Below are 24,239 nucleotides of genomic sequence, written 5' to 3'. Positions count from 1 at the left end.
TTTCAATGAATTTATGTAAGCAAATTAAGGGAAGTGTGAAGGGAAGGAAGAATTGGGAATACCCCTTTAGTAGCAAGGGATTATAGCGTGAAGTGTTAGCTATATGAAACAAAATTGGACTTCAAATCACACAAAACCATAGGTATGGCAAATAAAACAAAGCCGCATATTTGCAATATAAATTTACAATAATGCGGCTTAATAATTATTCACAAAAAGGAACTATTTGGATGAAATCTGACAATTATCAATGTTTGTCGATACCGAAGTGTAAATAAGCTCGGTCAGACGCGATACGACCACGTGGTGTACGTTGCAAATAGCCTTGCTGTATCAAATACGGCTCAATCACATCTTCGATGGTGTCTTTCTCTTCACCAATGGCTGCAGCTAGGTTATCGAGGCCTACAGGACCACCTGCGAACTTCTCCATAATTGCTAGCAAAAGCTTTCTATCCATGTAGTCAAAACCTTGATGGTCGACATCAAGCATGTTCAGTGCTTTGTCTGCGATGTCTGCACAAATATGTCCATTGCCTTTCACTTCCGCATAATCTCGAACGCGACGTAGTAGACGGTTGGCAATACGAGGTGTACCACGAGCACGACGAGCAATCTCCAACGCGCCCTCTGGTTCCATTGACAAGCCAAGGCAAGACGCGCTGCGTTGCACGATCTTTTGCAGATCAGCAATTTTGTAATATTCCAAGCGCTGAACAATACCGAAACGGTCGCGAAGTGGTGAAGTTAATGAACCTGCTCTGGTTGTCGCGCCAATCAAAGTGAACGGAGGCAAATCAATCTTAATAGAGCGTGCAGCAGGACCCTCGCCAATCATGATATCCAGTTGGTAGTCTTCCATCGCGGGATACAAAACTTCTTCAACCATTGGACTTAGACGGTGAATCTCGTCAATGAACAAGACGTCATTTTCTTCGAGGTTGGTCAACAGCGCAGCCAAGTCCCCTGCTTTCTCAAGCACCGGACCGGACGTGGTGCGAATGTTCACTTCCATTTCATTGGCGACGATATTGGCTAAGGTTGTCTTACCCAGACCCGGAGGACCAAATATCAACAGGTGATCAAGCGCCTCATTACGCAGTTGTGCCGCTTTGATGAAAATTTCCATCTGGTCACTAACATGCTCTTGGCCTTCATAATCGGCCAGTTTTTTAGGACGTATTGCTCGGTCAATCACGTCCTCATCTTTGAAAACAGGATTTTCAGGCGCTATTAAGCGATCGGCTTCAATCATGTCACGCTGTCTCTTTGCTATTCATTCAGCTTATTTAATAAAGGTGAGATTTGAATTCCCACTACTTAAACCATAGCACGCAGTGCTTCACGAATCAGCGCTTCGCTGGTCATATCTGGTTTCGCAACTTGAGAAACTACTTTTGATGCCTGAGTAGGTTTATAGCCCAACGCAAGCAGTGCACTGACCGCTTCTTCTTCCGCGTTGTCAGCATTCATAGCACCAACACTATCAACTGGTGCAGCGTCAGTCGCAGGCGTAAACAAGTCACCCGCACCCCAACCTTTCAAACGATCTTTCATTTCAACAACTAGACGCTCAGCTGTCTTTTTGCCGACACCAGGTAGCTTAACCAGAGTAGAAATGTCTTCACGCTCTACACACGCAACAAACTGAGTAGCCGACATGCCGGATAGGATACCAAGACCAAGTTTTGGACCAACACCATTGGCTTTGATGACCTCTCTGAACAGTGCACGTTCACGGACGGTATTAAAGCCATAAAGTAATTGCGCATCTTCACGTACTACAAAGTGAGTGTAAATGATCGCCTCTTGGCCAATTTCAGGTAGTTCGTAGAAACAGCTCATCGGCATTTGAATTTCGTAGCCAACGCCGCCCACTTCAATTAACAGTTCTGGCGGTTGCTTTTCGATTAGAGTTCCACGTAATCGTCCTATCACAGTTCAATGTCTCATGTTAGTTGCAATAGGGCTTAGGATATAGAATAACTGGATAGGTATCCAGTTATTCTAAGTAAAATTTAAGGCATGACAGAGCGTAGGCGCTCGGAGAGTTCTGTGCCCTCATGGATTTGCTGACCAAGCTGATCACTAATCGTCTGAATGTCTTCGGCAATCGCTTTACTGCCGACAACAGACTCCGCCACATCACTGCTTGCTTGGTCTAATTCGCCAATGGCTAAATTCTGCTGAGTGACCAACTCACTGAGCTCGGTAATTTCTGAAGAGATGGTTTGCACCTGTTCTATCATCATACTCAACTCAGAGACTGTGGTTTGAATGGTTTTTTGTCCGGAGTTGATTTCTTGCTGACTGTTGTTGATAAGAGTGCGAATCTCATCCACTGAATTGCTAGTTTTAGACGACAGTTCTCTGACCTGCTCAGCAACGACGGCGAAGCCACGACCGTGTTCACCTGCCCTTGCGGCTTCAATAGCAGCGTTTAACGCAAGCAAGTTGGTTTGTTCTGCCACGGAAGTAATCAGCTCAATAACCGACACCACTTTCTGATTACTGTTATCGATATTGGTGATGGCTTGCGTCGAAGCATTCAGCATTTCCGAGCTGCTCTCTGCTTGCTGCTTTATTGAATCGGTTTGGGTAATCACTTGCTCCATAAAGTTCACCGACTCTTGGGTGAACGACGACAACTGTTCCAATTGCTGACTCATTTCCTCTGCGGCACTGGCTTGAGAAGCGCTGTTAAGGCTCAGTGACTGTACGTTACTTGTCAGCTGTGTGGATTGCGTGTTCACTTGATGAATCACTTCATCTAACTCTTGAACACTTTCGTTAACAGCGAGTAGCATGCTATCGAGTTTCTTCTCTCCTTCTGAGGCTTTTTCTGCTTGTAACGCACTCTCTTTTTGCGCTTTTTCAGCGCGTGAAATCGCACTTTCTTTCTGTTTTGAAGTGAAGTTTTGTGCGAAGCAAATGACAAAGAGCGGCAGTAACATGCCAGACCAAATCTCTATATTCTGCTTAGATGCCGACAAGTTAATCGTTGGGAACTGATAGCCGGAAGTATGCAAATAGGTCATCACAGCGGATACCGCTAGAATCCCGACGCTCCACGTTAATGCCATAATACGAGATGCGGAAAGATAGAAGGCTACGATCAACAGCGGGGCCCAGAACGCCTGCGTCGAATCAACGATGCCACCGCTTTGGAAAATAATATTCACCGCATGCAACACCATACCAAAGAAACCGATATTCAGTGCAGGTGTGATCATCTTACTAAAACGAAGCACTGCTAAAGCAATAACTTCGACCAAGATCAACGCGATAGAGGTGAGAAATAGAGACGCATGACCATTGGATTGCCACTTAATCGCGCTGTATAAACCAACCACCAAAGCCACAACTGAGAAGACCGCGGTGATTTCCGCTTTACGAAGGGTGTTACGAGAAAGGCTATCCGAATTATTGATAAAATAATGCCACATGCCGTTGGAGTTCCTTGTTATTTGATTATTCGGACATTTGGTCCTTTGAATTGACTCATCGGACCAATATTAGGAAGTTAACAAATAATTAACAAGGCGAATTAGGCGAAAAGCTCTAAAAGTGTGGACTGGCTATCGTTAAAATTATCGGTATGGCGTTTATATCGCCACGCTTCCTTAATGGCTTCATGCGATTAATTTAATTAGCGATAACGCCCTTTTTTTGCGCCTGTTGCTTTACCCGCTAAAGCAACAAGTGTTTTGTTGGTGTTTGCATGACAGATTGCAACACCTAAGGCGTCAGCCGCATCAGCTTGAGGTTTGGACGGCAATTTCAGCATTGCCATAACCATGTGCTGAACCTGTGCTTTATCTGCTCCACCCGTGCCCACTACCGCTTGCTTGATTAAGCGTGCTGCGTATTCGTAGACAGGCAAGTCATTATTCACCGCGGCAACAATTGCGCTGCCTCTGGCTTGTCCTAACTTAAGCGCTGAATCAGCGTTTTTAGCCATAAACACCTGTTCAATAGCAAACACGTCTGGCTGAAATTGAGTAATGATCTCACTCACACCTGCGTAGATTTGTTTGAGTCTGCCCGGTAACTCTGCTTCTGATGTACGGATACACCCGCTACCGAGGTATTGCAAATGGCGACCCTGCTGACGAATTACACCATATCCGGTGATACGTGAGCCAGGGTCGATTCCTAGTATTATTGACATGATTTCTCGTTAATTACTCAAGGCTTGCTGCGACTTCGTCAGAGATATCACCGTTGTGATAGACCTCTTGCACATCGTCAAGGTCTTCCAGTGCGTCAATCAAGCGCAGTAATTTTGGTGCCGTCGTCTCATCAAGCTCCGCTTTGGTTGACGGCACAAGTGTCACTTCTGCATTGGCGGCTTGGTACCCAGCGCCATCTAGCGCATCTTTCACTGCACCAAAGTCAGCAGGTGTGGTGTAAACATCAATAGCGCCATCGTCTCCGGTTTCAATATCATCAGCACCACCTTCTAGTGCGACCTCCATCACTTCGTCTTCATCCAGACCTGGAGCATAAGAGATGACGCCCTTTTTATCGAATAGGTAGTTCACACTCCCGTCAGTACCAAGGTTGCCCCCTGCTTTAGAAAATGCGTGGCGTACGCCAGATACGGTTCGATTACGATTGTCGGTCATGCATTCCACCATGACTGCCGTTCCACCGGGACCGTAACCCTCGTAGATGACCGTTTCCATGTTGTCATCGCCTTCCCCACCAGCACCACGACTCACGGCACGATTTACCGTATCACGAGTCATATTGTTGGAGAGTGCTTTATCAATAGCGGCACGAAGACGAGGGTTGTTTTCAGGTTCACCACCACCTTCTTTAGCGGCAACGACAATTTCGCGAATCAATTTAGTGAAGATTTTGCCGCGCTTGGCATCTTGCGCTGCTTTACGGTGACGAATATTCGCCCATTTACTATGACCTGCCATAACAAATCCTTTGAGTTCTATGAAGTTGGATTACTTTTTATGTTGGTATAACTATACAGATTTTGGAAACAAAAACTCCCGCTGTTGCGGGAGTTTTGGGTATGTTGTGATCTTGGGTTTTAGTTTTGGTGCTCGCGGTTTGAAGATCCCTGCCTATGCAGGGATGACGATAGCTTGAGCACACCAAAGGTTGATGTGTCATTCCTGCGCAGGCAGGAATCTACCCAAGACATGCGACCTAACTAAAAAACCACGTCGTACCTTAAGAGTCTTTCTTCTCTTTCGCCGCCGTCACAGCAATCGCTAGCTCTTCAAGTGCTGCTGGGTTTGCTGCACTTGGTGCATCTGTAAGTAGACACGCTGCCGCGGTTGTTTTCGGGAATGCGATTACGTCACGGATGTTTTCCTTACCGCAAAGTAGCATCACGAGACGGTCAAGACCGAATGCAAGGCCTGCGTGTGGTGGTGTACCAAACTTAAGTGCATCTAGTAGGAAACCAAACTTCTCACGTTGCTCTTCTGCATCGATACCAAGGATCTCGAATACTGCTGCTTGCATTTCTGCGTTATGGATACGAACAGAACCACCACCTACTTCATAGCCGTTTAGAACCATGTCATACGCGTTTGAGTTTGCTGCCGCTGGTTTCGCTTTTAGCTCTTCCGCAGTCATGCCTAGAGGAGACGTAAATGGGTGGTGCATCGCGTGCAGGTTACCCTCGTCATCTTCTTCGAACATTGGGAAATCAACAACCCAAAGTGGTGCCCACTTAGACTCATCAGTAAGCTCAAGATCCTTACCAATCTTAAGACGAAGTGCGCCCATTGCTTCAGCAACCGTGTTCGCTTTGTCTGCACCAAATAGGATGATGTCGCCAGACTCAGCTTCAGTGCGCTCAAGAATACCGTTGATCACTTCTTCGTTTAGGAACTTCGCTACTGGAGACTGGAGACCTTCCATACCTGCGGCACGGTCGTTAACCTTCATCCACGCAAGACCTTTCGCGCCGTAAATACCAACGTACTCTGCGTAACCATCAATTTGCTTACGAGTTAGAGAAGCACCGCCTGGTACACGGATAACCGCTACGCGACCTTTTTCGTCGTTAGCTGGGCCTGAGAACACTTTGAATTCAACGTCTTTTACTAGATCAGCAACGTCTACTAACTCAAGCGGGTTACGTAGATCTGGCTTATCTGAACCAAAACGACGAATCGCTTCAGAGAAAGGCATAACTGGGAACTGACCTAAGTCTACGTTCAATAGCTCTTGCCACATATCGCGAACCATTTTTTCTGTCACTTCACGAACTTGATCCGCAGACATAAAAGAAGTTTCGATATCGATTTGAGTAAATTCAGGCTGACGGTCAGCACGCAAGTCTTCATCACGGAAGCACTTAACGATTTGGTAGTAACGGTCGAAACCAGACATCATCAGCAGCTGCTTAAATAGCTGTGGTGATTGAGGTAGTGCGTAGAACGAACCTTTATGAACACGGCTAGGCACTAAGTAGTCACGTGCACCTTCTGGTGTCGCTTTAGTTAGTACTGGTGTTTCGATGTCTAGGAAGCCATTGTCGTCAAGGAAACGACGAACAAAGCTTGATGCCTTAGCGCGCAGCTTAATACGATCGCTCATTTCTGGACGACGAAGATCGATGTAACGATACTTAAGGCGCTGCTCTTCAGTATTGGTTTGGTTGAAGTCTAGTGGCAATACATCACTGCGGTTGATAATTTCAAGGCCAGTTGCCAAGATTTCAACTTCGCCAGTTGCCATGTCTTTGTTAACTTGGCTTTCTGGACGAACACGAACTTCACCAGTCAGCTTGATGCAGAATTCGTTGCGAAGTTGGTTTGCCACTTCGTAAGCATCAGCCATGTCTGGATCAACAACTACCTGAACGATACCTTCACGATCTCGCATATCGATAAAGATAAGACCGCCTAAATCTCGGCGACGGTTTACCCAGCCGCACAGTTCTACAGTTTGTCCTGCAAGGGACTTGTTCAGGTGACCACAGTAATGGCTACGCATAGTGAATTTCCCAATTTCCAATAGTGATAATGAAACGTATAGTATGGGCGAGTGACTATTATCTAGCCAACTTACATTACACCCATAAAATCAAAGGTTCATTTATACTCGGAAAATCGTCTAAAATCGACCTAATTTGACAGAATTGTTGTGTTTAATTGCCAGTTGCGGCACTAGAACTCTTGAAATGGATAAAATATCAACAAATCCTGTTGATACGATCTAAGCCAGAACATTACAGTCAATACACGAGATGCCATAGATGAAAGCGAAAGCAAGGGAAGATGATGAGCGAGCTTAAGTTAAGATTGGGTTTAACCATGTGGTCACACAGTGATTGGCAGCACTCATTCTATGGTAAAGGTACCAAGCCAAATGAGCGCTTGGAGCGTTATGCATCTGTTTTTCATACTGTGGAAGGCAATACCACCTTTTACGCTACACCGAATAGTTCTACTGTCGATAGCTGGAATCGTGCGACTCCTGACGATTTCCGGTTTACCTTTAAGCTTCCAAAACAGATCACCCACGAGCAAATGCTCACTCAATGCCGAGCAGAACTAAACAACTTCCTCAAAGTTATGGAACCGCTGCACTCGAAAATTGGTATGTGGACGATTCAGCTTCCGAGCAGTTTTGCCCCCGAACACCTCGCATCACTGCAATCTTTTTGCCAGTGGTTCCCTAGCGACATGCCGTTGGGGGTTGAGGTTCGCCATTTGGAATTTTTCAATAAATCTGATGACGAAAGACGGTTTAACCAATGGTTAATGGAGCAAAATATCGACCGCATTATTATGGATAGTCGTCCTGTTTTCGCGGCCAAGCCGGATACCCCTGCCGTCATAGATGCTCATGAAAAGAAACCAAAAGTACCTGTTCATGCTATCGCAACCGCAGAACATCCAATGATTCGCTTTATTGGTCACCCCGATATGGAACAAAATCTTCGCTTCTTTAAGCCTTGGGAAAACAAACTTGCCGAGTGGGTTCAACAAGGTAAGCAGCCTTACGTTATGATTCATACTCCTGACAATGTCGAAGCGCCTGAGCTTGCCATTAAGCTTTATGAAGTGCTAAGCCAGCATATGGCGACGCTACAAACAACGCTTTCCCCACTCAACGCAATTCCAGCATTGCGCGACGACCATCAAATTTCCATGTTCTAATTCATTACTGTGTGTCTATCTCTCACTGATTTGACCTAACACAAGTTGCGATATAGCTACGTGGGATGACTTTTCTTGATGAATAACGTAAAATGCGCGCCTTTTTTATTGCCTCTGAACTTGTACTTAGCAAAGCGCTGAACCAAGTTTAGGACTGAGTGAGACCGCATGGGGAACAATGATATGCAGAACAAAGATACGATATTCTCTGCACCTATCGACAAAATTGGTGACTTTACCTTCGACGAACGCGTAGCGGAAGTCTTCCCTGATATGATTCAACGCAGTGTGCCGGGTTACAGCAATATTATTTCTGCTATTGGCATGCTGGCTGAACGCTTTGCCAAGCCTCATTCCACTATTTATGACTTAGGCTGTTCCTTGGGCGCTGCTACGCTATCTATGCGTCGTAACATTACTCAAGAAGGTTGCCAAATCATTGCGGTCGATAACTCTCCAGCTATGGTTGAGCGTTGCAAGCTTCATGTGAATGCTTACCGCTCTGATACTCCGGTTAGTGTCGTTGAAGCTGATATTCGTGACATTGATATCACCGATGCATCCGTTGTGGTGCTTAACTTTACGCTTCAATTTTTATCTCCAGAGGATCGCCGAACTCTTCTCGAAAAGATCTACGCCGGTTTGCGCCCAGGCGGTATTTTGATCTTATCTGAGAAATATGTGTTCGAAGACGAAAGCGCCAATGAACTATTGATAGATTTGCATCATGACTTCAAACGCGCCAATGGCTACAGCGAGCTAGAAATTAGCCAAAAGCGTAGCGCCATTGAGAACGTCATGCGCCCAGACTCAATTACAATGCACAAAGCACGCTTTGAAGAGATCGGTTTTAGTAGCTGTGAAGTTTGGTTCCAATGTTTCAACTTCGGCTCTATGTTTGCTATTAAATAGCGCATTACGACCATTACCTAGATATACCATTAGCGAGATATCGCTAAGTTTAAAAATTAGAGAATCCAATGTTTAATTTTGCAGACTTCTACCAACTTATTGCTCAAGATACACGCCTACAGCCATGGCTTAATGTGTTGCCTCAGCAGCTGACTGACTGGCAAAACGCTCAGCATGGCGATTTTGATCGTTGGTTAAGAGCCCTAGCAAAGATTGATGTGGGTCAGCCTGATAACGTAGAGCTGAAAGACAGTGTAACTATTTCAAACTCTGAGCCACTGCCCACTGGCGAAATGAGAAAGCTCGAGAGCTTACTGCGTACTTTCCACCCTTGGCGTAAGGGGCCGTACCATGTTCATGACATTCATATTGATACTGAGTGGCGCTCTGATTGGAAATGGGATCGCGTGCTTCCACATATCTCACCGTTAAAGAATCGCTCTGTGCTGGATGTCGGCTGTGGTAACGGCTATCACATGTGGCGCATGCTAGGTGAAGGTGCACGTCTATGCGTGGGCATTGACCCATCACACCTATTCTTGGTTCAATTTGAAGCGATTCGCAAAATGATGGGCAACGACCAACGCGCTCATTTACTGCCATTGGGTATTGAACAGCTTCCTGAACTGCAAGCGTTTGATACGGTATTCAGCATGGGTGTGTTATATCACCGCCGTTCGCCGCTCGATCATCTTATTCAACTAAAGAACCAGTTGGTACCGGGTGGCGAGCTGATTTTAGAAACCTTGGTGATTGAAGGTGATGAGAATGCAGTCCTAGTACCGCACGATCGCTACGCTCAAATGCGCAATGTTTACTTTTTCCCATCAGCACGTGCACTGAAAGTTTGGCTCGAGAAAGTTGGCTTTGAAAATGTACGTATCGTTGATGAGAACGTGACGACAATCGGTGAGCAACGAACCACTGAATGGATGACACATAACTCGTTACCTGAATATCTAGATCAGAACGATCCTAGCAAAACTGTCGAGGGCTACCCTGCTCCTCGTCGCGCTATCTTAATTGCTGATAATCCAAGCAATTAATCAATCGTAAGTGTTGTATACGTCTCACTTTATCGAGTTTTGACATGACGTTTATAACTCTAACGGAGCTCTGACAATAGGGAGTATCAAACTCCCTTATTGATCAGCTAAAATCCATACCACTTCCTGTTCCATTATTTACTGTTTTAGGGTTTAAGATGTACAAACGCTTGGCACCACTTGTCGCCATCGGTTTACTTTCCGGCTGTTCCACTATTAATCACCAAGAACTTCACCAAAGTACACTCACTGCAATCGAAAAATCTGAGCAGCGTCTCGAGAATAGACTCACCAATATCGACCTGCAGTTAAGCAACCAAACCGACTACATTGATAGTTTGGAATCTGAAATCATCGCACTTACCGAGCAAGTAAAAGTACTTGAAAGTAATCAAGCGGCAGGATTAGAAAAAATCGATGAGTCTAAGCCTCTACCTGCTATTGTCGCCGTACCTTCAATTTCTAACCCTGTCATTTTGGGCTCTGTTGAAAAAGTAAAACTCGATGTTTTAAAACAAACCTTCGATGCACGTGTCGACACAGGTGCAGCCACATCTTCATTAAATGCCGGTGATATTCAAGCATTTGAGAGAGATGGAAAGCAATGGGTGAAATTCCATCTCGTTAATGACAAAGTCAAAGAGCAGGAAAAACGTTGGATTGAAGCCCCTGTCCTCCGATACGTTAAAATACGCCAATCTACCAGCGATGAAATGGAGCGCAGAGCTGTAGTTGAATTGTGGATCCGTGTAGGAAAAATCCATGAAAAAGCGCAATTTACACTGGCGGATCGCTCGCAAATGACCCACCCTATACTACTGGGAAGAGAATTTATCAAAGATATTGCTTTAGTGGATGTAAGTCAGCAATATATACTTTCATCTAACAAATAAATCTCTTTTGAATAACACTTTCAGGGAAAGCAATTACAATAATAAGGTTGTTTATGACTTCACGTATTCCATTTTACCTATCAGTAGGCTTACTGATTGCCGCAGGTATTGCGCTTAGTGTCATCAGACACGAGACCTACGGCGTTCCATGGACTCCAGGTGAAACTCGCCAAGTCTGGGATATCGAAGCTAGAGTTGAATTTAACGCCATTGGCAAGCCCGCCAAAGTTTCTTTAGCGGCACCTTATACTCAAGAAGGCTTTACACTCATTGGAGAGTCAGCATCTTCACCAGGTTACGGTGTTTCGTATGTTGATTCTGATGCAGGACGCCGAGCAGAGTGGTCAATCCGCCAAGCGCAAGGTCCTCAAACCATCTACTACAAAACTCAATTTCTTGTTGATGACCAAGCGCTTGCTAACTCGACACCTCCTACTGAAGAAATCATTAAACCGACCTTTGATGGCCCAGAAGAAGCCGCCGCTATTGCACTCGTAGATCGCGCTACCTCTCGCTCTTCTGACAATATCACTTTCACTCGAGAGCTTATCAAGGCCCTGAATGATGGTGATAGCCAAAACTCGGCTCTTATTCTGAACAGCATGACTAAACTGCAAGCAGCTTCTAAGCTTCTTGCGTATGCTGATGTTCCAAGCAAAGTTGTCGGTGTTATTGAATTAGAAGATGGTCGTCGCCGTCAATCCAGCCAACAAATGTTGCAAGTGTGGGATGGTAAAAAGTGGCAAATTTTCTCTCCGGAAACAACCGAAGGTAAAAAGCAACAAAACCTATTGGTTTGGGATGAATCTAACGTCTCTTTGCTTGATGTCGTTGGTGGTAAAGACAGTAAAGTTCATTTCACCATGATTTCGCAAGAGGTATCCCCTCAAGAAGCGACAAACAGTAAAGTTGATGCTGACGGTCTTCTTAACTTCTCTATTCATAGCCTGCCTCTCGAAGAGCAAGCCATGTTTAAGACCATCATGCTAATACCAATTGGAGCCTTGATTGTTGTATTCCTGAGAATACTAATTGGCCTGAAGACTTCAGGTACTTTCATGCCAGTACTGATTGCCGTAGCCTTCGTTCAGACACAGTTAGTCACCGGTATTGTCGGCTTCTTGCTGATAGTGGGTACTGGTCTGGTGATCCGTAGCTATCTATCCAAACTCAACTTACTATTAGTTGCTAGGATATCAGCGGTTATCATCACCGTTATTTTGATTATTTCTGTCTTTACCGTCGTTGCCTTCAAGATTGGTCTCACCGAAGGTCTGTCGATTACCTTCTTCCCGATGATCATCCTGTCTTGGACAATCGAACGTATGTCGATTCTATGGGAAGAGGAAGGCGCGAAAGAGGTTGTACTGCAGGGTGGTGGCTCACTACTCACAGCGGTTCTGGTTTATCTTGCGATGACCAACCCATATGTACAGCATCTAACGTTTAACTTTATCGGTCTGCAATTGGTTATCCTTGGCGGTATCCTAATGCTAGGTACTTACACAGGCTACCGTCTGACTGAGCTACGCCGTTTCAAACCTCTAACGGAGGACTAATTTATGCTACGAAAGCTAACCAGTCCTTTTAAGTTACGTGAACGCGGTATCATGGGTATGAACCAGCGTAACCATAGTTACATTGGTCGCTACAATGATCGTTCTAAATACCCGTTGGTTGATGACAAACTTAAAACCAAGATCATCGCAGAGAAAGCTGGCGCAACCACGCCAGCCTTGATTGGCGTTATTCGAAGCCAAGTTGAAGTTAAAACCATCCATGAGATGGTCAAAGACTGGCCAGGATTCGTAATTAAGCCTGCTCAAGGTAGTGGTGGTAAAGGTATCTTAGTAGTCACAGAGCACAAAGATGGGGTCTACACCAAACCATCTGGCTCAACTATTAACAAAGAAGACGTTGAACGCCACATCAGTAACGCGCTAGCGGGACTGTTTTCATTAGGTGGTAAGAACGATGTAGCAGTGGTCGAAAACCTCATCAAGTTTGATGACTGCTTTGAAGGCTTCAGCTACGAAGGGGTTCCTGACGTTCGAATCATCGTGTTCCAAGGTTATCCAGTGATGGCGATGATGCGTCTTTCTACATCTGCATCCGACGGCAAGGCCAACCTTCACCAAGGTGCAGTAGGTGTTGGTATCGATATCGCTACCGGTAAAGCGGTTAGAGCGGTTCAGTTTGACCAACCTGTAACTCACCATCCAGACACAGGCAAAGAGCTTGCAACGCTCGCAGTACCTCACTGGGAACGACTCCTTACTCTTGCCTCTAGTGCTTATGAGATGACAGGCCTTGGCTATATGGGTACGGATATGGTGTTAGATAGGGAAGAAGGTCCAATGGTGTTGGAGCTTAATGCTCGTCCTGGTCTTGCGATTCAAATCGCCAATGGATGCGGTATCCTACCAAGACTACAGCACATCGAATCGTTAGGCGAACCAAACCCGTTCACCTATCCTTCTCCAGAAGAGCGCGTTGCCTATGCGGCTAAGATGTTTGGGCACGCTAATGAGGAGGAAGCGTCATAACGTTTCCTTGATGATGTCTTTCCTGCGTAGACTTCTTTCTTCGCGGAATTGTAGAAATAAAAACGCGACCCACTTGGTCGCGTTTTTGTTATTACCTTCATGTTCAGCTGGAGCGGTTACACCTTAAATTGGCTCATCAACCCTTGTTGCTCCCCAGAAAGCTGGTTAATTTCTTTACCCACTTTTTCTGAGTCTCCCGCCTTCTCTAAGATTTGAGCGCTTAAGTCACGTATGTTACTCACGTTTTGATTAACTTCCGCCGATACAGACTGCTGCTCTTCTGCTGCCTTAACAATCTGGCTGTTCATATCGTTAATCGCAGAGATAGATTCGAAGATGCTGCTCAGCGCTGCCACGGCTTGCTGAACATGCGTCGCCGTAGAATCTGCAAGTTGTGACCCTTCTTGAATCGCACTCACCACATCGCGTGTTCCCTTCTGTACACGCTCAATTACTTCTTGGATTTCACCGACCGAATCATGAGTACGACTTGCTAGACTTCTAACCTCATCTGCAACTACCGCGAACCCACGACCTTGTTCCCCTGCTCGCGCTGCTTCAATGGCGGCATTTAGTGCCAGTAAGTTAGTCTGCTCGGAAATGCCTTCAATGACCGCAAGGATCTCTGTGATATTAGTGTTGTTCTTCGCTAACTCTTCTACCACCGGAACGGTAGCTTTCATCTGTTCAACCAAACGAACCATTTCACTGGCTGACAGTTCAACCACTTCCTGACCTTGGCTAGCAGACTCATTTGCTGACGCCGCAGCTTGCACCGCAACCTCAGCATTTTGCACCACGAGTGACGCCGTTTGTGTCATCTCTTCTGACGCAGTGGCAACGAGGTCAACTTCTCTAAATTGAGCTTCACTGCTCTCTCGTGTCGCTACCGCTGTGGCATTGGCACTTTCAGCTGTACCAGCAATGCGTTCAGTGGTTACGGCAACTTGTTGGATTGTCGTTTGCAATTTTGCTAAAAATGCATTGAATTGCTCTGCAAGCTGACCTATCTCATCGCCCGATTTGACTTCCAAACGCTGCGTTAGGTCTCCCTCTCCACTGGCAATATCTTCGAGACGTGTAACTACCTCTCTAATTGGCTTAACTAGACGTAGCGACATTAAAGCAATGATGACGAGCCCTACAATAACAAAGCCAGCACCCACTAAGACTTCAAATACAATTCCTTCTTCTAACTGCTTAGAGATAATGCTATCAAGCTCAATAGCATCACTGAGAACGCTGCTACGAGGCATATCAAAGAACACGCCCCATGTTTGATTAGCAATAGTGACTGGATTAAACACCGTTAACCACTGACCATCTGCACTCCATTGAGCGCTGGCTTCTTCTCCAAACATCAGGTCTGTAATCTGCTCTGACGATAAAATGGCGCTTTGATAAGGAGAGCCAACTTTAATACTCGAATCATCACTGGCAATTACACTTTCATCGAGGCTGATGATGTTCACATGTCCACTGCCATTAAAGAGGCTGGCATCTGACTCCATAACAGTATTGGCAAGCTCAGTCAGTTTAAGGTCGATACCTAAAAAACCAATTAACATGTTATCGACTTCAATTGGAATTGATAGCGATGAAGTGAGATGTTGCTGAGCACCAATAGTACTGAGTCGTGGGGTACTGACACACGATGCTTCGGTAGCGAGAGGACAATAGAAGCGCTCTCCATCTTCTAAGGCGTCGAGCTTACGCTTAGTTAGAACCGTACGGACGGCATTTTCGCCCGTCTCGGTGATTTGCCAATACGTCGCAAATTGTCCAAGCTCATTAGAACCGACATAGTCGGCTCCTTCATAGTTTGAATCTTCTCCATCAAGCATGTTTGGCTTAAATACTAAGTATGCGCCTTGAATAGAGGGAAACTCGATAACGGCCTGTCGAATCATTTCATCTAGTGCCGTTCGCAGGTCTTCACTGGGGACGAAGTTTTCTTCCGCGTTATACTTTTGGAACTTAGCGTTAGCAATCAACATTTCTGCGCGGTAAATCGCTTCATTGAAGTAATCTTTGACTTCTCGTGCGTTAATATCCGCACGAGCCTCAAGTAACGCTTGTGATTTTTCAACCACCGATTCGGAACTGAGTGTCTGAATTGCTTTTTGGCTGTTGATGGCGTTATAGAGTGAAAAGCCTATCAAAGCTATGGAAGTAAATAGCAAGCAACAGCCTGCTAACACCGTGATTTTCCACTGCACGGAAAGAGTTCGCATAGTACATCCTTTTTGCAAACGTGAGCCAGTATGTTTTTTTATCGACGTATTGCCGTTTTTATTTAGCGATTTATTACATCATTTTTACATCTCCACCTCAACTGAAGCGTTGTACGTTCAGGATGCTCAATGCTAGTATTTTGACCCTGATATAAAAATCACAGGATTAGTGAGAAATGAAAGTCATCAGTTTTAATATCAATGGCCTACGCGCTCGACTTCATCAACTTCAAGCTTTGATTGATAAGCACCAGCCAGACGTCATTGGTTTACAAGAAATCAAAGTTCATGACGAGGCCTTCCCAGTAGAAGCGGTAGAGGCTATGGGCTATAAAGTCTATTTCCACGGCCAAAAGGCACACTATGGTGTTGCTATGCTTTGTAAGCAGGAACCTATCTCGGTCCAAAAAGGCTTCCCTACCGACAACGAAGATCATCAAAAACGTATGATCATGGCAACATTCGAAGATTCGAATGGCGACAAAGTGACCGTGTTAAATGGCTACTTCCCTCAAGGGGATAACATTAGCCATGAGACCAAGTTTCCTTATAAAGAAACTTTCTACAAAGATCTGATGACCTATTTGAATGACCACCATAGTAATGATGAGAAGCTTATCGTTATGGGTGACATCAATATCAGTCCAATCGACCTAGATATCGGCATCGGTGAACCAAATCGCAAGCGCTGGCTCAAGACTGGTAAGTGTTCCTTCCAGCCAATTGAACGTGAATGGTTACAAACCCTACTAGACTGGGGCTTCGTGGATACATTCCGTCAGCTGCATCCAAACGTCGATGATCAATTCTCATGGTTTGATTACCGCTCTCGCGGTTTCGATGATAATCGCGGCCTACGAATTGACGTGGTATTAGCAACGAAGAGTCTTGCTGAAACGTGTTCAGAAGCAGGTATTGATTACGAACTACGTGGCATTGAGAAGCCATCTGATCACGCGCCAATTTGGTCTGTGTTTGGCTAAGCCAAGCACTGGTTTGCGCTATTATAACGTCATTCCTGCCTAGAGCAGGAACCTGCCCAAAGCGCGCACCTAGTCCCAAAAAAGTCCACTACACCACAACGGTAGATCCCTGACATTTGCTAGCGCAAATTCAGGGATGACGTACGCCTTAGTTAACGCCTAATTTCCTGTCATTCCTGCCTCCGAGCAGGAATCTACCCAAAGCGCAGTGCAAAAACAAAATCCCCGATGATCACTTTTGCAACAATCGGGGATAATAATTCTAATTATTATTTCTTAAGGAATAACTACATCACTGTGACTCTAGTGGTCTCATATACGCTAGGAATCGCTTCTCTGCTTTCTTAAATACCCAAAGAATAATGAAGGTCAGTCCCATATAGAACAAACCTGCGGTCAGGAATGATTCAAATGGCGCATAGTAACGAGAGTTCACTAGGCGAGCAGCACCGGTCAAATCCATAATAGTGACGATACCAGCTACCGCCGAACCGTGAAGCATGAAGATAACTTCGTTACTGTATGCAGGTAAGGCTCTACGTAATGCGCTTGGCAAAATAATGCGACGATAGGTTTTCCAAGGACTCATTCCATAAGCTTTTGCAGCTTCGACTTCACCTTTTGGTAGGCCATTTATCGCACCGCGGATAATTTCTGCCGTATACGCTGATGTGTTAAGTACAAACGCGACTAACGCGCAGAACCATGCGTTTTCCCACAGCGTATCTTTGACAGGGAAGAATTGGTCCATGCCGTAGTAAATCAAATAAAGTTGAACCAACAGTGGCGTACCACGGAAGAAATAGATAAAACCCCACGATGGTAAACTGAATAGATAGTTTGTGCTGTTTCTAGCTACCGCTAAAGGTATTGCTACACACAAACCAATCACAAGAGCTAGCGACACCAACCATGCGGTAGTCCAAAGGCCGTCCAGATAGACTGGGAAACTTTCTACTATCAATGAAAAGTCCATATCTACCTCACATGAATACTAAATTTGCGCTCCACCAGCTTTAAGAAACCGGTTGAGATGCTGGTGAACAGTAAGAAGATAATCGCCACCGACATATAGAAGGTAAACGGCATCTTGGTTGAACCCGCCGCTAATGAACTCACGCGTACCATGTCTTCTAGTCCAATGATGGAGACAAGTGCAGTTGTCTTAAGAAGTACCAGCCAGTTATTACCAAAACCCGGTAAAGCATGTCGAATCATTTGAGGTAGAAGTATACGTCTAAATGCTAAGACAGAGCTCATACCATAGGCCTTCGCTGCTTCCATTTCACCTTTATCAACGGCCATGATTGCACCGCGGAAAGTTTCGGCCATGTAAGCACCAAAGATAAATCCGATAGTTAATACCCCTGCAACGAATGGAGATACATCAATATAGTCAGGTAAGTATGAAGTCCACTCATGGTTCGGGTCGCTGGACATAAACCAGTTGTTAAGCCATTCGTTGACGGCGTACAAACTGTTATTGAGCAGTATTTGTCCACCAAAGAAGATTAGCATCATTAAAACGAGATCTGGGATGCCTCGAATAATGGTAGTGTAAAGTGTCGCTATCGCACGTGCCCACTTATAGGGAGCAAGCTTAGCGAGCGCGCCTAACATACCTAAGAGCATAGCAAGCAATAGCGAAAGTATTGCCACTTCTATGGTCAGTACGGCCCCTTTTAATATTGAGGCTTCATATCCTTGTAAATCGAGCATAGTTCCTTCCAACAGCACAGCAAATTTGTTGGTAAGTCATACTAAAAAACACCTGTGACACGCTTTTTAGTAAAAGGGCCTGAGACTAGCTCAAGCCCTTATCGTTATTTAAGCTAAGTGATTAGTCGCCGTATACATCGTAATTGAAGTATTTAGCTGCAATCTCTTGATACTTACCTTTCTCACGTAGAGATTTGATAGCCGCATCAAGTTGCTTAGTTAGGTCTTTGTCTTGTTTACGAACTGCGATACCCATGCCTTCACCAAACCACTTAGGATCTGTCAAAGAAGGGCCAACGAACTCGTACGCGTCACCGCCATCTTTATTGATTACACCTTCTTCAAGTGCTGATGCATCACCAAGAACAGCAACGATACGACCGTTTGCTAGATCTAAGTACGCTTCATCGAAAGAGCCGTAACGAACGATTTCCACTTGGTCACCGTAGTTATCTGTTAGGTACTTGTCGTGCGTAGTTGCACGCTGTACACCAATTTTCGCACCATTTAGGTTATCAAAGTCCAAGCCAGCGCCTTTCTTAGCGATAAACTTGTTAGGGATTTGTGCGTATTTACCAGTAAAGTCAACTTTCTTCTTACGCTCTTCCGTAATAGACATTGCTGCGATGATTGCGTCATATTTACGCGCCAATAGTGAAGGAATGATGCCATCCCAATCTTGAGGAACGATCACACACTTCGCTTTAAGCTCTTCACATAATGCGTTTGCCATATCAACGTCAAAACCTTTTAGTGAACCGTCAGCTTCTGTCCAGCTAAATGGAGGGTAAGCACCTTCAATACCAAAGCGCACAGTTTTCCATTCCTTAGCTTGTGCTACCCCAGTTGCCGCCGTTGCAGCAAGTGCTGCTACCATTAACCACTTTTTCATTTCCATACTCCTGTGATTGAGATTTTTGTTATTAATGTTGTGTTTGTTTGATTTTTCTCGGAACCTAGGTTCCGACACGCCACCCTCTATATTAGTAGATGGATGAGATAAATTGTTGTAAACGTTCAGATTCAGGGTTAGTGAACAGTTTGGCGGGATCGCCCTGCTCTTCAACTAGACCTTGGTGTAAGAACATCACATGATTTGAAACGTCACGGGCAAACGCCATCTCGTGAGTCACTACCAACATGGTGCGACCTTCTTCCGCAAGATCTTGCATTACACCCAGTACTTCACCCACAAGTTCTGGGTCCAAAGCCGAAGTTGGCTCATCGAAAAGCATAACTTCAGGCTCAACCGCCAGTGCACGAGCGATAGCAGCACGTTGCTGCTGACCACCAGAAAGGTGTCCTGGGTAATAATCTTTGCGCTCATACAAACCTACTTTTTTCAAAAGCAGTTCTGCATTTTCAATAGCTTGAGCTTTAGGCACGCCCAGAACATGAACGGGTGCTTCAATAATATTTTCCAGCACCGTCATATGAGACCACAAGTTGAAACCTTGAAATACCATAGCCAAGCGAGAACGGATTCGCTGAACTTGTTTTTCATTGGCAGGAAGAGACTCACCCGAACGATTGCGCTTCATTTCGATTAACTCACCGTTAACCCAAATTTCGCCCTCTGTGGGTGTTTCAAGAAGGTTGATACAACGAAGAAATGTACTTTTTCCAGAACCAGATGAGCCAATAATCGAGATGACATCACCTTTGTGTGCAGAAAGGGAAATCCCCTTTAAAACTTCATTTTGACCAAAGGTCTTGTGCAGTTCTTTTATGTCCAGCGCTGGTACATCATTCATGCGCTTGTGCTCCCTGTATATTATTGACTGCTATGCCTATTGTTAGAGGCGAAAGGTACTCCGACCTTTTATTTGTTCGATACAAGCTAGCACTACAATGTACAGTTTGCAACAAACTATTAACCTGTTTTCATTCTTAACACAGCGATTGTATCTGACGATTTATGCAATTTAAAGAGTTTATAACTTATAATTGTGAATAATCTTTACTGGATGCTGCACATTTAGTCATTGATGATTTTTTATTCTTCTGGTGCTTTTATTGCGCAAATGTTACATAAATCAACTGTGATTTAGACCTTATCCCTACCAACAAGTTAAATGCCGGAATATAAGCCTATCTAATGGTACATTAGCAAAGATAATGAACTAGTTGAGTGTTTTGATAGTTAGATCAAAAAAGCCTCTCAGTGAGAGGCTTTGGTGGTTTATACGGTGGCTGACTTAATTATCGTAGCGGTGCAGATAAAACGACCGTGTTTGAGCAATGTTATTTACCGAGTATCTCAAATCTTGCAGGGACTTGACGATGCTCATATTATCTTTATCTACGTTACCGGAGCCTCCGTGACGGAAAGCTGTCATGAAATCTGCCAGTGGCATATCTTTGTCTTTTTCTGTAAACAAGTACGATTGAGAAATATGCGATGTTGAAGTGATTCTTAAGCTATCTGCAACACTGTTACTAAAGTCACTCAGGTCAAGCTGAGGTACTCTTACAGTCGGCGAAATATGCGTATATACCGCGTGCTTAACAACATATCCATTGTGTCCTTGTTCATACGCTGTTCTTTGGAGCCCCTTTTCTGAATCAACAGCAATACTTGGGCGAACATCAACTACCTCGTCCGAAACAGATGGCTTAGCATTGTTTGCGTTGTTGGACATAAATAAACTCTCGTCATCAATAGATATAGACCATGTAGTTCCAATTACATCCTGATAACTAGCCTCCCAACCCGATACTGCGATGGAACCGCTTATGTTATATGTCCAAGACTCACCAAGACGCTCTTCTGGGTGGTAATAATTAGCTTGAGTGCCGTTTAAAGGAAGTTCTGCGAGCTCATACATGAAGTTATTATGTATAGCATTCAGCTCAATTTTGCTAGAAACAATCTGCGAATTGGTTGCATAAGCAATGCTCGAAGTACCAGCAAACTGCATCACATTATTATTCCAACCGTTAAAGCCGTATTGAAATAGTTCACTACGATCTGTTGTTCTATATTGTGAGATCATCGTGCTCTCTCCACTGAGACCTTCTATGGAAGCAAGAGAGTTGTTTGTGCTCGTTTTGGTGTCCAATTGAGAATCGAAGTAAAATTGGAAATTTGGGTTTCCAGTCGCACTTTCATCATTATCGTAGGATAGATTAGAAATGGTTCTTGGAGAATCATTACCACCTGTCACACACGACCCTTGTACTACCGGATTAAGTACTGAGAGCTCAATGCTTCGCATACTTGCATCCGCGGTTAACACCTCTTTCGAAAAAGACTGAGCGAATATTTGGTTTCCATACTGCTCTTGAATCGTCACGAATCCGTCATCAGGAATATTTTCTAGTGCGATTCTCAAACTCCCTTTTGAACTGGATACAGCAGTTCCATATTGGTTGCCATTCGAATCCGAATAAATAGCTTTGACCAAAGCATCTAAAGACGTGCCAATAGACACATAATTCGTAGCTTTCGTTACGGGAGTGGCGCCGCTGTTATCTTCATATATGTCATAAACCCTACAACTGGAACTAGGGTTGTAGTTGACCTCCACTGGCTTAAGAAAATTAAACGTGTAGTAAGTTAAACTTGGGCTAGGTGGCGCATCCTCGCCGCCACCGCCGCCACCACAACCAACCATTGCACCCGAAATTGCTGCAACTAACGGCAACATTACTGCTTTTTTCATCGTTTGTTCCTAACCCGTACGTAAGCGGCAACAAGTTGCCGTCTCTATATCATTTTCATAGTTATCGCAATCTCCATGCCAACTCCGTTAACTAACCGAGCAACCAATACTTATTGATAAAAATGATGTTGTTCATAAAATTTTCATATTGAAAGTCGCTTACGCTCACTGTTAATAAAGTGCGCTGATTCAAACAACTGTTGTAGTTTTCTTTCACATTTTTTCTTAAAGTGATCAAGATCAATCAAGGTCTTAGTGTTGCTTGTTAGACTCGGCTCCATTGATATAGCACGAATTATTCACCCCATTTTTAGGAATCTCGTCTATTCTTAGCACGTTGTTAACGTGCAGCAGCCTAGCCAAGTCGGTGTGAACCAGTTCGTTTATCAAGCCAAACGACTAACTTTTTATATATATGAGGAATCTATGTCAGACGCAGTTAACAAAGCGCATTCTGATTCGGATATCGAGACTAAGAGCTATCAAGAGCTTCACCGTCCAGCATCTGAGTTTGCCAGCCGCTCTGAATACCTAGACCACGAACTTCAAATCATGAAACCGCGCCGCTTTGGTTTAAACCTACCGGGCCGTGACTTCCGCTTTGAACTAGAAGATTTAGTACCTGCTCTTGCTGGTACCATCGGCATTATTGCGATGTACTCTGCAGTAATGATGTCATGGGCTGACGGTCTAACCGCTGCTTGGGATCACGTAAACCTTGGGAAAGAGTTTGCGATCGAAGTTGCACGTGTAGAAATGCTAATCCCAGCACTTCTTTTCTGTGTTCTTGCATCAGGTTTCATCAACCCAAGAGCTAACCTTGCTGGTAACCACGGTCCGATGATCCCACTTATCGGTTCTATCGCGCTTGCTGGTGCTCACCCTCTTGCTCTTGCAATCCTTCTTGGTGTGTTCGGCCTTTTGCTAAGTTACTTCAAGGGTGGCTCGAAGCTTGTAAACCTAACCTCTCAAGGTACGGCGGGGGGCTTATTAATCTTCCTCGGCTTCACCGGTACGATGAGCCAAATCGGTTCCATTCAAGAATGGGCAGTAGGTTTGCAATCTGCGAGTGTTGAAGCAGGCAGCATGGGTTATGTTGGCTTGGTCGTACTTGGCATCAACATCGCAGTGTACGCCTACCTCGCTAAGATCAACATGCGTTGGCTTGCCATTCCGGTTTGTGCCGTTACGGGTCTTCTACTAGCCCTTGGTCTAGGTGCTGGTTTCGACTTAACGTTCGAAACTGAAATGGGTCTTCCTAACCTAAATCCAGTTTACTGGTGGGGCAGCACAGAAGAAGGTTGGATGCTAGGTCTTCCGAATCTACAGCACTTTATTGCTTCTCTACCATTTGCGATTCTAGCGGTTGCGATGTGGTCACCTGACTTCCTTGGTCACCGTATTTTCCAAGAACTTAACTACCCACGTAAGACTGAAAAAGTACTCATGGATGTAGATGACACAATGACTATGTGTTCAATCCGTCAAATGGTAGGTACTGCGGTTGGTGGTGGTAACATCACGTCTTCTTGGGGTACTTACATGATCCCAGCTGCAATCGCTAAGCGTCCAATTCCAGCAGGTGCGATTCTACTTGGCTCTCTATGTATCATTGTTGCTATTCTTGGTTTCCCAATGGACGTAGCAGTATGGCCTCCAGTAATGCGCGTTGCGCTACTAGTGGGTGTATTCCTTCCTCTACTTGAAGCTGGTATGCAGATGGTAAAAGAGACTAAGGATTCACAAGCGGCAGGTATTTGTATCTTTGCATCAGTCGTTGCTAACCCGGTGTTGGCATGGGCGCTGACCATGTTCCTAGATAATAATGGTCTAATTGGTGACAAAGAACGTGCTTCTCGTCTATCTTTTGTAGATAAGATTGTCATCCCTGTGGGTGTGTTCGTTATCTGCTTAGTAGCGATGCTAGCTGTAGGTATGTTAGAAGGCCAGTACGGCATTCCAGCTTTCCTATAATATCTAGTTGATTATTTGGGCAGTGACATTCACTGCCCAAATTTTTATCAAACTTTTTTAACTTTTATTGATTTAGTTTAAGTTTTACAAATTATTTTTAGTGTAAGCTTGATTTTAACGTAGGGA

At 44.7% G+C, this 24,239-nt stretch carries 20 protein-coding genes; 8 read left to right on the top strand and 12 right to left on the bottom strand.

The window, feature by feature from the left end; translation table 11 throughout:
* Nucleotides 1-247 precede the first annotated feature (247 nt).
* The 6 genes from ruvB to aspS form a co-directional block, all read right to left on the bottom strand.
* Nucleotides 248-1,255 carry a Holliday junction branch migration DNA helicase RuvB gene (ruvB, locus tag HW45_RS23200; RefSeq protein WP_006075045.1) on the bottom strand — a complete coding sequence of 336 codons (1,008 nt, stop codon included), beginning with the start codon at nt 1,253-1,255 and terminating at the stop codon, nt 248-250.
* Nucleotides 1,256-1,320: 65 nt separating this feature from the next.
* Nucleotides 1,321-1,938, bottom strand: a complete 618-nt coding sequence (gene ruvA / locus HW45_RS23195) for a Holliday junction branch migration protein RuvA (protein ID WP_006075044.1) — start codon at nt 1,936-1,938, stop codon at nt 1,321-1,323.
* An 80-nt stretch (nt 1,939-2,018) separates the two neighbouring features.
* A complete protein-coding gene (locus tag HW45_RS23190; RefSeq protein ID WP_051868306.1) occupies nt 2,019-3,446 on the bottom strand; it encodes a methyl-accepting chemotaxis protein in 1,428 nt (475 codons plus the stop codon).
* Between the two features lie 203 nt (nt 3,447-3,649).
* A complete protein-coding gene (gene ruvC, locus HW45_RS23185; RefSeq protein ID WP_006075042.1) occupies nt 3,650-4,171 on the bottom strand; it encodes a crossover junction endodeoxyribonuclease RuvC in 522 nt (173 codons plus the stop codon).
* A 13-nt stretch (nt 4,172-4,184) separates the two neighbouring features.
* Nucleotides 4,185-4,931: a YebC/PmpR family DNA-binding transcriptional regulator gene (locus HW45_RS23180; protein WP_038230107.1), complete on the bottom strand. Its 747-nt coding sequence runs from the start codon at nt 4,929-4,931 to the stop codon at nt 4,185-4,187.
* Nucleotides 4,932-5,193: 262 nt separating this feature from the next.
* Complete coding sequence (gene aspS / locus HW45_RS23175) at nt 5,194-6,972, bottom strand: aspartate--tRNA ligase (protein ID WP_038230105.1); 1,779 nt, start codon at nt 6,970-6,972, stop codon at nt 5,194-5,196.
* 287 nt (nt 6,973-7,259) lie between these two features.
* Here aspS and HW45_RS23170 point away from each other — a divergent pair, with 287 nt between their 5' ends.
* The 6 genes from HW45_RS23170 to HW45_RS23145 all read left to right on the top strand — a co-directional run bounded on the left by HW45_RS23170 (nt 7,260) and on the right by HW45_RS23145 (nt 13,538).
* Nucleotides 7,260-8,141 carry a DUF72 domain-containing protein gene (locus tag HW45_RS23170; protein WP_038230103.1) on the top strand — a complete coding sequence of 294 codons (882 nt, stop codon included), beginning with the start codon at nt 7,260-7,262 and terminating at the stop codon, nt 8,139-8,141.
* Between the two features lie 183 nt (nt 8,142-8,324).
* Nucleotides 8,325-9,053, top strand: coding sequence for a carboxy-S-adenosyl-L-methionine synthase CmoA (gene cmoA / locus HW45_RS23165; RefSeq protein ID WP_038230180.1), 729 nt, complete (start codon nt 8,325-8,327; stop codon nt 9,051-9,053).
* Nucleotides 9,054-9,121: 68 nt separating this feature from the next.
* Nucleotides 9,122-10,099 (top strand): tRNA 5-methoxyuridine(34)/uridine 5-oxyacetic acid(34) synthase CmoB, encoded by a 978-nt coding sequence (gene cmoB, locus HW45_RS23160; RefSeq protein WP_038230101.1) that lies wholly within the window; start codon nt 9,122-9,124, stop codon nt 10,097-10,099.
* Nucleotides 10,100-10,257: 158 nt separating this feature from the next.
* A complete protein-coding gene (locus tag HW45_RS23155; RefSeq protein WP_038230100.1) occupies nt 10,258-10,992 on the top strand; it encodes an ATP-dependent zinc protease family protein in 735 nt (244 codons plus the stop codon).
* A gap of 53 nt (nt 10,993-11,045) precedes the next feature.
* Nucleotides 11,046-12,551, top strand: a complete 1,506-nt coding sequence (locus HW45_RS23150) for an inactive transglutaminase family protein (protein WP_038230098.1) — start codon at nt 11,046-11,048, stop codon at nt 12,549-12,551.
* A 3-nt stretch (nt 12,552-12,554) separates the two neighbouring features.
* Nucleotides 12,555-13,538, top strand: coding sequence for an alpha-L-glutamate ligase-like protein (locus HW45_RS23145; protein WP_038230096.1), 984 nt, complete (start codon nt 12,555-12,557; stop codon nt 13,536-13,538).
* A 116-nt stretch (nt 13,539-13,654) separates the two neighbouring features.
* On the opposite strand, the gene HW45_RS23140 is transcribed toward HW45_RS23145, so the two are convergent.
* Nucleotides 13,655-15,772: a methyl-accepting chemotaxis protein gene (locus HW45_RS23140; RefSeq protein WP_038230095.1), complete on the bottom strand. Its 2,118-nt coding sequence runs from the start codon at nt 15,770-15,772 to the stop codon at nt 13,655-13,657.
* A 176-nt stretch (nt 15,773-15,948) separates the two neighbouring features.
* Between HW45_RS23140 and xthA the strand changes: the two genes are divergently transcribed.
* On the top strand, nt 15,949-16,755 hold the full coding sequence (gene xthA / locus HW45_RS23135) for an exodeoxyribonuclease III (protein WP_038230093.1): 807 nt from the start codon (nt 15,949-15,951) through the stop codon (nt 16,753-16,755).
* 292 nt (nt 16,756-17,047) lie between these two features.
* On the opposite strand, the gene HW45_RS23130 is transcribed toward xthA, so the two are convergent.
* The 5 genes from HW45_RS23130 to HW45_RS23110 all read right to left on the bottom strand — a co-directional run bounded on the left by HW45_RS23130 (nt 17,048) and on the right by HW45_RS23110 (nt 22,139).
* Nucleotides 17,048-17,731: an ABC transporter permease gene (locus tag HW45_RS23130; RefSeq protein ID WP_006075030.1), complete on the bottom strand. Its 684-nt coding sequence runs from the start codon at nt 17,729-17,731 to the stop codon at nt 17,048-17,050.
* A gap of 2 nt (nt 17,732-17,733) precedes the next feature.
* Nucleotides 17,734-18,474, bottom strand: a complete 741-nt coding sequence (locus HW45_RS23125) for an ABC transporter permease (protein WP_038230091.1) — start codon at nt 18,472-18,474, stop codon at nt 17,734-17,736.
* A gap of 121 nt (nt 18,475-18,595) precedes the next feature.
* Entirely contained in the window at nt 18,596-19,366 is a 771-nt protein-coding gene (locus tag HW45_RS23120; protein ID WP_031494603.1) for an ABC transporter substrate-binding protein, read from the bottom strand.
* 91 nt (nt 19,367-19,457) lie between these two features.
* Nucleotides 19,458-20,228, bottom strand: a complete 771-nt coding sequence (locus HW45_RS23115) for an ABC transporter ATP-binding protein (RefSeq protein WP_006075027.1) — start codon at nt 20,226-20,228, stop codon at nt 19,458-19,460.
* Between the two features lie 444 nt (nt 20,229-20,672).
* Nucleotides 20,673-22,139 (bottom strand): hypothetical protein, encoded by a 1,467-nt coding sequence (locus HW45_RS23110; protein ID WP_038230089.1) that lies wholly within the window; start codon nt 22,137-22,139, stop codon nt 20,673-20,675.
* Between the two features lie 426 nt (nt 22,140-22,565).
* Here HW45_RS23110 and HW45_RS23105 point away from each other — a divergent pair, with 426 nt between their 5' ends.
* Nucleotides 22,566-24,113, top strand: a complete 1,548-nt coding sequence (locus HW45_RS23105; protein WP_031494604.1) for a DUF3360 family protein — start codon at nt 22,566-22,568, stop codon at nt 24,111-24,113.
* Nucleotides 24,114-24,239: the final 126 nt, after the last annotated feature.

This window comes from Vibrio sp. ER1A, assembly GCF_000733315.1.
GTDB lineage: Bacteria > Pseudomonadota > Gammaproteobacteria > Enterobacterales > Vibrionaceae > Vibrio > Vibrio mediterranei.
The sequence above is the reverse complement of the archived record's forward strand: the minus strand, read 5'-3'. Positions and strand labels throughout refer to the sequence as shown.